The 12,835-nt window shown below is 61.9% G+C and carries 13 protein-coding genes; 3 read left to right on the top strand and 10 right to left on the bottom strand.

Going from position 1 to position 12,835, the window contains the following annotated elements; all coding sequences use genetic code 11:
- Window positions 1–194 precede the first annotated feature (194 nt).
- Window positions 195–752 (top strand): hypothetical protein, encoded by a 558-nt coding sequence (locus tag DW821_RS08295; protein WP_117800616.1) that lies wholly within the window; start codon window positions 195–197, stop codon window positions 750–752.
- Between the two features lie 527 nt (window positions 753–1,279).
- Here DW821_RS08295 and DW821_RS08300 read toward each other — a convergent pair.
- The 8 genes from DW821_RS08300 to trxA form a co-directional block, all read right to left on the bottom strand.
- Window positions 1,280–1,948, bottom strand: coding sequence for an HAD family hydrolase (locus DW821_RS08300; RefSeq protein WP_233553033.1), 669 nt, complete (start codon window positions 1,946–1,948; stop codon window positions 1,280–1,282).
- Between the two features lie 123 nt (window positions 1,949–2,071).
- Entirely contained in the window at window positions 2,072–3,106 is a 1,035-nt protein-coding gene (gene hypE, locus DW821_RS08305; RefSeq protein WP_118066453.1) for a hydrogenase expression/formation protein HypE, read from the bottom strand.
- A 213-nt stretch (window positions 3,107–3,319) separates the two neighbouring features.
- Window positions 3,320–4,435, bottom strand: coding sequence for a hydrogenase formation protein HypD (hypD, locus tag DW821_RS08310; RefSeq protein WP_118066455.1), 1,116 nt, complete (start codon window positions 4,433–4,435; stop codon window positions 3,320–3,322).
- Window positions 4,435–4,695, bottom strand: a complete 261-nt coding sequence (locus DW821_RS08315) for a HypC/HybG/HupF family hydrogenase formation chaperone (RefSeq protein ID WP_117637955.1) — start codon at window positions 4,693–4,695, stop codon at window positions 4,435–4,437. The genes hypD and DW821_RS08315 overlap by 1 nt, the downstream gene beginning before the upstream one ends.
- 131 nt (window positions 4,696–4,826) lie before the next feature.
- Window positions 4,827–7,295, bottom strand: coding sequence for a carbamoyltransferase HypF (hypF, locus tag DW821_RS08320; RefSeq protein WP_118066457.1), 2,469 nt, complete (start codon window positions 7,293–7,295; stop codon window positions 4,827–4,829).
- A gap of 101 nt (window positions 7,296–7,396) precedes the next feature.
- A complete protein-coding gene (gene nikR, locus DW821_RS08325) occupies window positions 7,397–7,909 on the bottom strand; it encodes a nickel-responsive transcriptional regulator NikR (protein WP_118205863.1) in 513 nt (170 codons plus the stop codon).
- Window position 7,910: 1 nt separating this feature from the next.
- A complete protein-coding gene (locus DW821_RS08330) occupies window positions 7,911–8,159 on the bottom strand; it encodes a hypothetical protein (RefSeq protein ID WP_006235225.1) in 249 nt (82 codons plus the stop codon).
- Between the two features lie 221 nt (window positions 8,160–8,380).
- On the bottom strand, window positions 8,381–8,701 hold the full coding sequence (trxA, locus tag DW821_RS08335) for a thioredoxin (RefSeq protein WP_055250861.1): 321 nt from the start codon (window positions 8,699–8,701) through the stop codon (window positions 8,381–8,383).
- Between the two features lie 136 nt (window positions 8,702–8,837).
- Between trxA and DW821_RS08340 the strand changes: the two genes are divergently transcribed.
- Complete coding sequence (locus tag DW821_RS08340) at window positions 8,838–9,413, top strand: hypothetical protein (RefSeq protein ID WP_117778738.1); 576 nt, start codon at window positions 8,838–8,840, stop codon at window positions 9,411–9,413.
- 64 nt (window positions 9,414–9,477) lie between these two features.
- Here the strand turns inward: DW821_RS08340 and DW821_RS08345 are convergent, their stop codons facing one another.
- Together DW821_RS08345 and DW821_RS08350 are read right to left on the bottom strand one after the other, a co-directional pair.
- Window positions 9,478–10,755, bottom strand: a complete 1,278-nt coding sequence (locus DW821_RS08345) for a GHKL domain-containing protein (protein ID WP_118066459.1) — start codon at window positions 10,753–10,755, stop codon at window positions 9,478–9,480.
- Entirely contained in the window at window positions 10,755–11,477 is a 723-nt protein-coding gene (locus DW821_RS08350) for a LytTR family DNA-binding domain-containing protein (RefSeq protein WP_118066461.1), read from the bottom strand. The genes DW821_RS08345 and DW821_RS08350 overlap by 1 nt, the downstream gene beginning before the upstream one ends.
- Window positions 11,478–11,770: 293 nt before the next feature.
- Here DW821_RS08350 and nadA point away from each other — a divergent pair, with 293 nt between their 5' ends.
- Window positions 11,771–12,796 (top strand): quinolinate synthase NadA, encoded by a 1,026-nt coding sequence (gene nadA, locus DW821_RS08355; protein WP_089573637.1) that lies wholly within the window; start codon window positions 11,771–11,773, stop codon window positions 12,794–12,796.
- Window positions 12,797–12,835: the final 39 nt, after the last annotated feature.

Below are 12,835 nucleotides of genomic sequence, written 5' to 3' on the forward strand. Positions count from 1 at the left end.
CGGCCGCCCTTTTTTATTGCAATGCGGCGGAACGTTTTATTGCGCGTTGGGCGGACCGGTAAACCGTTCGGACGTTAAATCGAGCCGACTGCGCCTTTGCTTTGCCGGGGGTGTTCGTTATCGGCTAGTATGGCCTTATTGTTACGACGCGCACCGCGTCGGGAAGCGCGGTGCCGCTTGTTGGGAGGAATGTCATGAAGAAGAAGCTGCTGCTTGCGCCCCTGATGGCTGTTCTGGTCGCGTGCGTGGTTGTGCTTTCCGGCTGCGGAGGTCCTTCGGTTGAGGAGCTCATCACCGAGGATCTTACGACGCAGTTTGACGAGGTCAAGAACGGCGGCGACGACTTCCTCGCCGGCCTGGAAGAGGCCTCGGGCGACGAGTTCGAGCAGCTGGGCATCGATCCCAAGGAGTACGCCAAGAGCTATCTCGAGGGTTTTGACTACAAGATCGGCGATGTGACGGTCGACGAGGACAAGGGCACCGCGACTGCCGATGTCACCATTACCTGCAAGTCCATGAACAAGATCGTTGAAGATTTCGCCACCCAGTATCAGGAGAAGATCGCGGCGCTCGATACGATGCCTTCCGAGGACGACCTGTACAAGATGGCCGGCCAGGTCATGGTCGACGTGACCAAGGCCGCTAAGACCAAGGACACCAAGGTTACCTTCAAGTACACCGCCAATGACGATGGCGAGTGGTCTGCTGACGATTCCGCAACCACCGAGATGATGAATGCAATGATGAACTAGGGGAGTTACGCGGTAGTTTGTTACGGCGTTTTACCAAACGCCGTAACTGCTCGACGCTGCAAGCCCGCCAGAGCGGCAATCTGCCTTTCAACTTCGGCGGCATGACCAGAAGGTCAATGCCGCCTCGTTTCAAGGCACCTTGCTCGCTCTGGCGGGCTTTCGCTGTCGTTGCCAAAACAACGGCGTTTCCTTGGCTGGCTTAGGTGGCACTTGTACCTGTGGCGTTGTCATCGCTGCCGAAGATGGCAGTTGGGGACGTTCCTTTTCTGCCGGCAGTTGGGGACACTCCTTGCGCCAGCGTTGCATCGAATGCTCGGGAAAATACGAGCCGGTATTTGGCCGAATAGCGGGTCACGGTTTCCGGATGGGGTGGGTTGCGGAAAGTGAGACCCGGAATACTGCTCTGAAACGGGATGCGGTTTCCCCGACAAGGCTCAACCGGAAAGCGCATCCCATTCTGAGGCGGCAAAACGGGATGCGCTTTCCGCGCGACAGAATCTATGCAGCCGTGTTGAGCGACAGCCCCGCTACTCGCCCAGAATCAGCGCCGCGAGCTCGTCCTGGGTGTCCACCACGTAGTCGGCGCCGGCGGCTTCCAGCTCTGCGCGGCCGCGGAAGCCCCAGCTGACGCCCGCACTCTTAAGGCCGGCGTTGTGGCCGGTCAGAACATCGACATTGGAATCGCCCACATAGAGTGTGGTTGCCGGGTCGGCGCCTAGCTCTTTCATCACATGCAGCGTAACAGGCGCCTCGGGCTTGGGAGGAAACGCATCGACGCGGCCCTGCGCCAGCGCAAAGCGCTCGGAACCAAAGTATTTCTCGATAAGCGGAGCCGCCGAGACGTGGTCCTTGTTAGTGAGCACGGCAAGCTGCACACCCGCGGCGCGCAGGCGGTCGAGCATCTCGATCGTACCGGCATAGGGGGCGGTGTGGTCCTCCTTGTGCTCGCCGTAATAAGCCCTAAACTCGGCAAGCGTCTGCTCAAACATACGGCCGTCGCCCGCATACTCGGCGGGCATAAAGCGCTCAACCAGCTTGAGCATGCCGTTTCCCACCTTGTAGCGGTACTCGTCGACGGCAAACGTAGGCCAGCCGTGCGTCTCGCAGGTATGGTTGCCGGCGGCCGCCAGGTCCTCGAGCGTGTTGAGGATGGTGCCGTCTAAATCAAAAATCACATGGGAAAAAGCTGCTGCCATGAAAGCTCCCGTCATTGGGTTTAAAACGCACCTCATAATACTGGGCTTACGTGTCTGGCGTGGCTGGAATCTGAACATCTCCAGGGATATCAAGCCGCATCGCGCCGACCGTGCGGTTCCGCCCTAGCAAATTCTCGGAAGCTGTTCTCCTACGAGCATGTCGAGGATGCGGGTCGATCCCCAGCCGGTGCGTACGCGCACGGCGGGACGGGTGTCCTCGGCAAGCGGCAGCACGCGACCGATAATCGCGGCGTTTTCGCCGTAGCGCGCGGCGCGCATGGCTGCCAGCGCGGCATCGGCCTGCTCGGCCGGCACCACGGCAACCATCTTGCCCTCGTTTGCCACCTGCAGCACATCGTAGCCGAGCATCTCGCAGGCGGCCTGCACGTCGGGGCGCACGGGCACAGCATCCTCGTCGATCTCCATGGCAACGCCGCTGGCCTGGGCAAACTCGTTGAGCGTGGATGCCAGGCCGCCGCGCGTGGGGTCGCGGAAGCAGCGGGTGTCGGGGGCGGCGGCGAGCACGTCGGCAACCAGATGATTGAGCGGTGCGGCGTCGCTTTCGATGTTGCTCGAAAACGCCAAGCCCTCGCGCTGGCTCATGATGGCGATGCCGTGGTCGCCTAGCGTACCCGACACCAGGATGACATCGCCGGGCCGACAGTTTGCACCGCTGAGCGCTACGCCCGCGGGCACTTCGCCCACGCCGGCGGTATTGATGTAGACGCCGTCGGCACCTCCACGCTCGACCACCTTGGTGTCGCCGGTGATTATGGACACGCCCGCCTCGCGCGCTGTTTCGGCCATGGTTTGCACAATCTGGCGCAGCTTGTCCATGGGATAGCCCTCTTCGAGGATAAAGCCGCATGAGAGGTAGCGCACGTTGGCGCCCGAGGTCGCGACGTCGTTGACGGTTCCACATACGGCGAGGCGGCCGATATTGCCGCCGGGGAAGAACTGCGGCGTTACCACAAAGCTGTCGGTCGACATGGCGATTCGCCCGCTTGCGGGCAGCGCGGCGACGCCGGCATCGTTGCCCGCGAGCAGCTCGGGCGACCCAAAGGCATCCAGAAAGACCTCATCGATAATGCGCTTCATCATCTGGCCGCCGGAGCCGTGGCCCAGCAGGACAGTGCTATCGGTGGCAGTACGGGACATATCGAAAACTCCAATCGTGGGTGGAATCGGCAATAGCCGAGTGTGGCAGAATCGATGTTAAGTAAAAGTCAGCGAGCGCCATTCAGACGAAGTGAGTTGCCTTGAAAGAGGAGGCTGCTGGGCTTTTGCCCGCAGTCGACGATTGAAAGGCAAATCGCTCGCCTGAATGGTGCGCAGCGTCGGCCGGTCCGCCGTTCGTTAGAACGGCGGAACCTAGCAGTCGCGGTAGCGGTAGTACGCTGCGCAGCTGCCTTCGGAGCTCACCATGCAGGGGCCGACGGGGTGTTCGGGCGTACATGCGTGGCCGAACAGCGGGCAGTCGCTCGGTGTGATGGCACCGCGCAGCACGTCGCCGCAGCGGCATCCGCGTGGCTCGACCGTCGCCTCAACGGGCATATCAAAGCGGGCGCACGCATCAAAGCGCGAGAACTCAGGGCGGATGGAAAGGCCCGAGTTGGCAATCGGCCCCAGCCCGCGCCATGTGGTATCGCACGGCTCAAATACCTGCTCAACCAGCTGGCGCGCCACGGGATTGCCGTCGGCATTGACGCCGCGACGGTAGGCGTTGTCGATCGCGGGCTGCCCCTCGACAATCATCTGGACCAGCATGCAGATGCCCTGCAAGATATCGACCGGCTCAAACCCGGTGACTACGCCGGGGGTCTCGAACTCATCGACCAAAAACTCAAAGGGCGCCAGGCCTGTGATGGTAGCGACGTGACCAGGCAGGATAAAGCCGTCGATGGTCGTCTCGGGGTCGTTGGAGATCGCACGCAGAGCCGGCGGCGTGGTCTTGTGAGCACAGTAGACCGAGAAGTTCTGGAGCCCGCGCGCGTCGGCCTCCAGGATAGCGGCGGCAATGGTGGGCGTTGTGGTCTCAAAGCCGACACCCATAAAGATGACCGGGCGTTCGGGATTTTGCTCGGCAATGTCGAGTGCGTCGAGCGGAGAGTAGACGATACGGATGTCGCGCCCCGCCGCCTTTTGCGCGGCAAGCGAGGTGGACGATCCGGGCACGCGCATCATGTCGCCAAAGGTGGTGATGATGGCACCGTCCATGTTGGAAAGCGCGATTGCGTGATCGATGTCGCGGTTGGCGGTGACGCAAACGGGGCACCCCGGGCCGCTTAGCAGTTTGAGTCCCGTCGGCATAATGGAGCGAAAGCCATAGCGGCCAATGCTCACGGTATGCGTACCGCAGACTTCCATAAGGTTGATGCTGCGGTCGCCGACAAGCTCATGAATACGATCGATGAGCTCGCGAGCCAGCTTGGGGTCGCGAAATGCCGAAAAGTCGATACCGGAGCGAACCGGCTGCGCCGCCGCCACTAGTATGCCTCGGCCGGATTGGTGGCGAGCTGGTCCTCTTCGGCCAGCTCGGTCATGGTATTGACGAGCTCGAGTGTCTCTTGGGCTTCCTGCTCGTCGACAATCTGAATGCCAAAGCCGGCGTGCACGAGAATATAGTCGCCTACCCGTGCCGTCGGCACGAGGCGCAACGAAACGGGGCGCTCGATGCCCATCATGTCGACGGTCGCCTTAAGGTCGTCGTCGCGTTTGACCACTTTACCGGGAACGGCAAGGCACATAATGTTCCCCTTTTATACGTTTTGCGCTGGATAGGCGCCTAATTACCCATCAGTTGATGGTAGCGCTCGCGGGAGTCACGAGCAAACGCGTTACACCTGTGAGACGGCGGCGCGCAGGCTGGCAAAACAGCCTATCGCAACGCCGTCTGCGCGAGGCGAGCGCGAGCGATGGCGGCCTGGCCGTAGGCGATGCAGCCGTCGTTGACGGGTACAGCGTGAGGGACCAAAACGGCAAGACCGGCGTCTTTAAGTTCGTGGGTAAGAAGCTGAAGCAAAAGCCGGTTCATGAACACACCGCCCGAGAGCGCGACGGTATCGAGGCCTTCACGGACGCAGATCTCGCTTGCGATGCGGGCCGACGCGCGTGCGATGGTGACATGGAAGTCGAGCGCGAGCTTGCCGGCGGGCACGCCGGTCCTGATTCCCTCCAAAAGCGCCTCAAAAAGCGGTCTGGAGTTCAGAACATGGAAGTCGTCCGGACGGGATGATTCGGTTACGGAAAAGCTGGCCATATTGCCGGTGGGGCAGGCACTTTCACTGCTGAACGCGCGCCAGGCGGCGGCTTCGAGTTCTATGGCAGGCTCGCCCTCGTAGGTTGCCTTGTCGCAGATGCCCAGAATTGCTGCCGCGGCATCAAAGAGACGCCCCATGCTGCTGGTGCGCGGGCTGTTGATGCCGTGCTCGATCATGGTGGCTGTCACGCTGCGCGTTTGCTCGTCGAGGCTGCCCAAAAGCCGAGCGGCGCCTGGGTGCTCGAGCAGACCGAGCTCACTGAGCAGGGCAAAGGCGTTGCGGCGGGCGTCGCGCACGGAGGCCGCCCCGCCGGGGAGCGCCCAGGTGAGTAAATGCGCGGCGCGCTCAAAGCCGCCAAGGCCGGCAACAAGAAACTCGCCGCCCCAAATGGTCCCATCGGTGCCGGCGCCGGTGCCGTCAAAGGCGATGCCAAGGACACGCGCGTCGGTTGTAAGCTGGCCCGCGGCGATGGCCTCGGCCATTACGCTCGCGATATGCGCATGATGGTGCTGCACCTCGACGAGCGGCAGATTGTGCTCCCGTGCCTGCTCGCGCGCCCACTGGCTCGATAGATAGCTGGGGTGCAAATCGCAGGCCAAGGCGGCGGGCGCCAAGTCAAAGAGATCTTCCAAGCGCGTGCGCGCGGCGTTCCAGGCATCGAAGGTCTCGCCGTTTTCGACATCGCCGATATGCTGCGACACAAAACAGGTTGCCTCGCCGTTCGTCCCTTCACGCGTGAGCGCAATCGTGGCCTTTTGTTGTGGCCCGCAGGCGAGCACGCAGGACGGAGCGCCGTCGAGCGCCGGCAACGGCAACGGCTGGGGTGCATATCCGCGAGCGCGGCGCACGGGCATAACGGCGCCGTCGACCACGCGCACTACAGAGTCGTCGTAGCGCGAGAGGATCGCGCGGTCGTTGCCGAGCAATGCATCGGCGATGCCGGCGGCAACGAGGTGTTCCCAGGCAAGATCGTCGTCGGTTTCTATGGGTTCTTCGCTCAGGTTTCCGCTGGTCATGACGAGCGCGTGCATACCGCAGGCTTCTGCCGCGGCAAGCAACAGATGTTGAAGCGGCGTATAGGGGAGCATGATGCCGAGCTCTGGAAGGTCGTGCGCGACGGACGGCGCGAGCGCGAGGGCGTCGGGGGAGCCGCCGCTCTCGCAAGCAGTACGTCGGCGCAGCAGCACAATGGGGCGAATGCTGCCGGCCAGCAAGCCGCGCTCAACGTCGCTGACATGGCATAGGCGTTCAACGTCGGCAAGGTCGCGCATCATGACGGCAAGTGGTTTGTTGCTGCGGCGTTTGCGACGGCGCAGCTCGGCCACCGCCTGCTCGCTGGCGGCGTCACAGGCTAGATGAAATCCGCCCAGGCCCTTGATGGCGACGATGCCACCGCTGGCCAGCAGCTCAACGCAGCGCTCGATAATGGCGTCGCTGGCCTCGCGTGTGGTGCCGACTGCCGGTGTCGCGGACGAATTCCCGCACGCATCGCCGTTCACAGCCTCGCGCCACGTAATATGCGGCCCGCAATCAAAGCAGGCATCGGGTTGCGCGTGAAAACGCCGGTCGAGTGGGTCGGCATACTCCGCGGCACACTTGGGACACATGGGAAAACAATCCATCGACGTGGCCGCTCGGTCATAAGGCAACGATCGGATGATGGTAAAGCGTGGGCCGCAGTTAGTGCAGTTGATAAAGGGGTAGTGATAGCGTCGGTCGGCGGGATCGAACAACTCGCGCAGACAATCGTCACAGGTAGCGATATCGGGCGAGACGAGCGTCGTGTGCGCGGTCTGGTCCTGCGATGCCACAATGCGAAAGCCCTGCTCATCGGCAGCACTCCAACCGCCAGGCCCCAAGTCCACAACCTCGACATGCTCTACGCGAGCCGCCGCGGGCGCATGCTCAGAAAGCGCGGCAACAAAAGCATCGAGCGCATCGGCCGGAGCGTGCGCCTCAATATGTACGCCGTCGCCCGCATTGAGCACCCATCCGCAAATGCCATGCGCCATGGCCTCGCGATACACAAATGGTCGCATGCCAACGCCCTGCACAATGCCCGTCACATGAATATGCACATGCCGCATGCGACACTCCTCATCAAAACCGACCAAAAAGGGACAAGTTTATTTTGGTAGGTAAAACGCTAAACCTGCCAAAACAAACCTGTCCCTTTTTGGTAGGTGCGCTACAGCCCCAGGCTCTGCTTGGTGGCGGCGCACGTGAGCTCGCCGTGCTTAACGCCGCGCAGGCCCAGCAGGCGATCGGCTAGTTCGTAGACGCGCTCGCCGCGACCCTTGAGTGCCAGGATCTCCAGACAGTTGTGGTGATCCAGATGCACGTGCATGGTCGATACGATCTCGTCGGTGTAGTCGTGCTGCACTTCGTCCAGACGGCGCGTCAGGTCGCCGGTATGGTGGTCGTAGATCATGGTGAGCGACCCGATAACATGCTCGTCGGGCGTGCGCATCTGCTCCTTGGCGATCGAGGCGCGAATCAGGTCGCGCACGGCCTCGGAGCGGTTGGCCACGTCGCCGCGGCGCGCGATCTGTTCGTCAAAACGGCGCAGCAGGTCATCCGGTGCGGTAACCGAAAAACGGACCAGCTCGGAGCCGGAGCCACTACAGTGGCAGCCCGCGTCACCGTCCGCCCCGTGCGGATGCTCGTGCTCGTACCCGCAGCCGTGCTCGTGTTCGGCCACCTTACACCAGCTTCACGGAGCCGACGGAGTTGTGGTCGGCCTCGATGGCTTCCTCGTAGCCCTCGAGCGCGTCATGCGCCTCGTGCAACGCGGCCATGGCGGCCTCGAGCTTGGCGCCGATGCGCTCCATGTCAAAATTCTCGGTCGCATGCAGCAACTGATGGCTCCATTCGTGAGCGAGCTCGATGGTGTCGTCGACCTGTTTGACGCTCATGGCAAGCTGGCTCATGTTCATTCCAACATCATGCATGGAAAATCTCCTTTTGTATGGGGCAGTTCAGTGGTTCAGATTTTACTACGCTCGCTCTATGCGCTGCTGCATAAGAAAACGGGTACGAGTCTGTGTGACTCGCACCCGTTCACTGGGGGCTGTTTGTAACTACCATACTATCCGTGGTCGCACGCGCCGCACCCGGCAGTCCGGCGAGCGGTGCAAAACCGCTCATGGACGGCGGGCAAGTAACAAGCGTATTACAGATGCTTCTCCAGCAGCGCCTGCAGCCTCGCCTTGGGCAGAGCGCCAACCGAGCGGTCAATCTCCTCGCCGTTCTTAAACACAATCAGCGTGGGGATGCTCATGACGCCATACTTCATGGCCAGGTCCTGGTTGTCGTCGACGTTGCATTTGGCAACGGCAAGCTTGCCCGCCAGCTCATCGGCAACCTCGTCAACGATGGGCGAGAGCGATCGGCAGGGCCCGCACCACGGCGCCCAAAAATCGACCAGCACGGGCAGGCTGTCGTTAACGATGGAATCGAAGTTCTCGGGGGTAATCTGCTTAATGTCAGCCATGGTGACCTCCATAATACGACGCGGCTCGGCCGCGTAAAACTCAGTACGACCGTGCTTATACCCAGCCGCCCGCAAAGCAACCACTCGCGGGCAGCTCTTTTATATAATGGTGGGCACGCAAACGATTGGAGAGCGCATGTCCACGTCACAAAGCCAGAAAAAAGAAGCCATCGCCCAGGCGGCCGAGCAGGAGCTCACATCGCTTGCGGTCCGTGGCGTGCGCATCGTGGGCAACGCGTGCTCGCCGATCGTGCTGGTCAAAGGCGATTTGGACGAGGCCGAGCGTTCGGGCGGCGAGCTGGCTGCCGGTCCGGACGGTGCTGCGCTGCGCAAGGCGCTTGGGGCCATCGGCTACGCGCCCGAGGATTTTTGCGTGCTGGCAAGCGTCGCCGGCGCAGGCGACGGAGCGGTCGCGGTGGGCGAGACTCTGCCGTGCGAGCTGTTCCGCGAGGCGCTTGAGGCTCTGGATCCCGAGGCGGTGCTGCTGCTCGATAACAGCGCGGCCGATGTCATGCGCGAAACCTACGCCGATATGCTCGTGGCGATTGATGACTTCGACACCGCCATGCTCAAGCCCGGCCTGGTCGCCCATGTGCAGGGCCGCCGCGTGCTCGCGCTCGATGGCTTTGAGGCGGCGCTGACCGACAAAGCGGCCAAGCAGCGCATGTGGGCCTACATCAAGCAGCTGACCCCGGCGGTCGCTCCACTGTAGCGGATCGGCACCGGCGAGCGATTGCCTGGCGGGCGAGGCGCGCCGCGAGATCGGCGCCGTACTTCTACATCACAGCGCGCAGCTCAAACCGATCGCCGTTAATGCGGAACTGGCAGTTGCCGTTCATGCGCTCCACGGCAAGTTTGATGCTCTTGGTTCCAAAGCCGTGGCCCGCATGCCGGGTCACGGGCATGCCGTCGACCATGCGCGGCGCGCGGTCAAACGTGTTGGAAACTAACAGCAACAGCTGGCCGTCCTCAAGTCGCAGGTCAAGGTCGACGAATCGCTTTCCTTGGGGTGCGGCGCTTGCGGCGGTGATAGCGTTTTCCAAGGCATTTGAGAGCACGCTAAACAGGTCGGCGTCACCTACGTGGACGGTTTCGGGTACGGCGGCGCGCAGGTTGGCGGTAATGCCGTTTCTATTGATATCTGAGTTGAATGACGAAAGCGCGATGTTTACGGTCTCGTTGGCGCAGAAGCGGCGTACGGCGGTGCGGTCGCCGGCTTCGCAGAGCTCATCGATGCGTTTGAGCGCCTCGTCGGTGTGGCCCTCCTCAATTAAAGTGGCCAGGCCGCGTAGGAAGTGGCGCATATCGTGGCGAAGAATCGACAGCTCGCGCCCAGATTGACGCCAAGCCTCGAGCTCTTTGATGGCGGCGCTGTCGCGGGTTTCGAGCATCCAACGCTCTCGCTCGGCGGTTTCCTTTTCTTCGTATTCGCGCAGGTAAACGGCAAGAAACATAAGATAGAAGGCACAGAGCGCAAATGCCAAAAACTCAACTGTCACCACCGAGCCCGAGTGGAACAGCGTGGTGTAGACGTTGGTGGCGTAGTCAAAGATGTAATAGACGAGCGGCAGGATTAAAAGGATGCCCAGCTCGGTGGGGCTTTTAATCGCCAGGCGGGGTCCAATGTCGCCGGCCCAATGCAGCAGGACGGCAAAGACGCCGAGCGTGGTAGCGATGCGCGCCAGATAGTACGCGATCTGAGAATCGGTTGCGGCAAATGCGGCGATGCCCATCCAATTGCTGAACTGGCAGCTCAGATAGGCGCTGGTGACGCCCAACGTCGCGAGTAGCGGACTCAAGTGGTAGCGCGCGCATAGGTAGACGGTAAGCGGCAAGTGCACGACGAGCGGATAGACCTGACGGGCAAAAAGCTCTCCGCCAACGACATTGGCGATCGAAAAGGCAGCGCCGGTTGCGGCTCCGACCCCCACCAACTCGAGTGCATGGCGTCGATTGATTTCGATACCGCACAGCGCCGCCGAAGCAAAGACGCCAAAGAGCAGCGTCGTGGCGTGGTGGATTGCCCAAAGGACCATTTCGACCGAGGAGATCATCAGCGCCTCCCGCCCTCAAAGCGCACCGCAAAGTAGGCGTCTTGGAACCCCTGCTTGCTGCTGCGCGACAGCGGAATGCACGCGCCCGAGCGCATGACGATGTCCGTGCGATTGAAGTGGTCGATGTTGCGCAAGTTGACCTGGTAGCTACGGTGGCATTTAAAGAAGGTGGCATTTTGCGCCAAACGGTCCTCGACGCTGCGGAACGACTCGAGTGCCTCGATATCGCGTCCGTCGCGCAGGTGGAAGACCACGTGCTTGTTGCGCGCCTCGGCATATTCGATGTCGGACAGGCGCAGGGCGTGGTAGCCAAAGGACGTTTTGATCACGAGCTCGTCGGTTGCCGCCGGGCGCATGCTCGAAAGCTCGTCGAGTAACTGCGCCAGGCGTTCGTAAGTCACGGGCTTGAGCAGATAGTCGAAGGCGCGGACCTCGTAGGACTCCAGTGCAAACTCGGGCGATGAGGTGAGAAACGCCAGGCGCACGGCGGTATCGGCCTGGCGCAATTCGCGTGCGGTGTCCATGCCGTTGACGAGCGGCATGATCATGTCGAGCAGGATGATGTCGGCGCGCGACGCGGCATGGCGCGCCAGCAGGTCCTCGCCGCGCGTGACGAGCACAACGTCGACCGCCGTGCCCGTCTCGATCGACCAACGGTCGATCATCCGGTGCAGTCTATCTAGAAAAGCGACGTCATCGTCGCAGGCAATAATCTTGAGCATTCTGAGCCCCCTTAGTAGTTCGATTTTGCCACATTGGGTGCGGACCGCTCGCGGAGGCGTGTCCCGTTTGCGCCCCACGGCGTGCAACTCGCGCCGAGCGGAATTGCGGTGGCGAAAGATGCCTCCTGCGCTATCGAGAGCTCGGCTATCCTCAGCTTGCCAGTTCGAATATGGACTTGCCGCATGGTCGAATCTTTATTTCAACTTTACACCTAGGTTTACAGCTGTCTTGTCAGCTGTAAACCTAGGTGTCATACTAAAGCCCCAAGATTCGCCAAAAGAGAGGGGCCTTGATGGCACAGAGCGCGAACATGGATGCGTCGGAGCTTGCACGCGATATCGCGGCCGGCCTAGCATCGGCAACGACGGCAACGGAGCGCGCGGCACTGGTGCCCGCAGAGCTCGTCGAGGCCATTCAGCAACTTAAAACCCAACGCGACGCGGTGATCCTGGCGCACTATTACGTGGCGCCCGAGGTTCAGGCTGTGGCCGATTACGTCGGCGACAGCTTCTACCTGGCAAAGCTTGCCAAGAGCCTGCCGCAGCAGACCATCGTGCTGTGCGGCGTGGAGTTTATGGGCGAGAGCGCCAAGCTGCTCAATCCCACCAAGACCGTGCTGCTGCCCGAGCCGGGCGCGGACTGTCCCATGGCGCACATGGTCAAGCGCGAGACGGTCGATGCGGCGCGCGCCGAGTACGGCGACGACCTGGCCGTGGTCTGCTACGTCAACTCCACGGTCGAGATCAAGAGCTGGAGTGACGTGTGCGTTACCAGCTCAAACGCCGTCAAGATCGTCTCCGAGCTGCCGCAGCAGCACATCTTGTTCATTCCCGACCAGAACCTGGGCCGCTTCGTAGCCGAGCAGGTGCCCCAAAAGCACGTCATCCTCAACAACGGCTACTGCCCGCGCCATCACATCATCACCGTCGAGCAGATCGTTGACGCGACGGAGGCCCACCCCGACGCGCTCGTGCTGGCGCATCCTGAGTGCAAGGCCGACGTCTTGGCCGAGGCCGACTACATCGGCTCCACCGCCGGCATCATCAAGTACGCCGAGGAGTCCGACGCGAGCGAGTTCATTATCGTGACGGTCCGCGGCGTGCTCTACGAGCTCGAGCGCCGCTGCGAGGGCACCGGCAAAAAGTTCTACTTCCCCGCGGTGCAGCCCACCTGCGTCAACATGGATCTCATCACGCTCGAAAAACTCGTGCGCTGCCTGGAGACGGGCGAGGGCGAGGTGCAGATCGGCGTGTCGGACGAGGCCGCCGACCAGGCCAAACTTACGCTCGACCGCATGCTCGAGTACGCGGCGCGCTAAGCCAATGTGACATGAGGGACAGTCCCTTATGTCACATAA

Origin of the sequence: Collinsella sp. AM33-4BH, from assembly GCF_003469205.1 — a bacterium.
In the GTDB taxonomy this organism is placed as follows: domain Bacteria; phylum Actinomycetota; class Coriobacteriia; order Coriobacteriales; family Coriobacteriaceae; genus Collinsella.

Excerpts from the sequence above, each read along its gene's own strand:
- nadA (WP_089573637.1), top strand. The coding sequence starts at position 11,771 with ATGGCACAGAGCGCGAACATGGATGCGTCGGAGCTTGCACGCGATATC.
- trxA (WP_055250861.1), bottom strand. The coding sequence starts at position 8,701 with ATGGCTGACATTAAGCAGATTACCCCCGAGAACTTCGATTCCATCGTT.
- DW821_RS08340 (WP_117778738.1), top strand. The coding sequence starts at position 8,838 with ATGTCCACGTCACAAAGCCAGAAAAAAGAAGCCATCGCCCAGGCGGCC.
- hypE (WP_118066453.1), bottom strand. The coding sequence starts at position 3,106 with ATGTCCCGTACTGCCACCGATAGCACTGTCCTGCTGGGCCACGGCTCC.
- DW821_RS08350 (WP_118066461.1), bottom strand. The coding sequence starts at position 11,477 with ATGCTCAAGATTATTGCCTGCGACGATGACGTCGCTTTTCTAGATAGA.
- DW821_RS08345 (WP_118066459.1), bottom strand. The coding sequence starts at position 10,755 with ATGATCTCCTCGGTCGAAATGGTCCTTTGGGCAATCCACCACGCCACG.
- DW821_RS08300 (WP_233553033.1), bottom strand. The coding sequence starts at position 1,948 with ATGGCAGCAGCTTTTTCCCATGTGATTTTTGATTTAGACGGCACCATC.
- DW821_RS08330 (WP_006235225.1), bottom strand. The coding sequence starts at position 8,159 with ATGCATGATGTTGGAATGAACATGAGCCAGCTTGCCATGAGCGTCAAA.
- hypF (WP_118066457.1), bottom strand. The coding sequence starts at position 7,295 with ATGCGGCATGTGCATATTCATGTGACGGGCATTGTGCAGGGCGTTGGC.
- DW821_RS08295 (WP_117800616.1), top strand. The coding sequence starts at position 195 with ATGAAGAAGAAGCTGCTGCTTGCGCCCCTGATGGCTGTTCTGGTCGCG.
- DW821_RS08315 (WP_117637955.1), bottom strand. The coding sequence starts at position 4,695 with ATGTGCCTTGCCGTTCCCGGTAAAGTGGTCAAACGCGACGACGACCTT.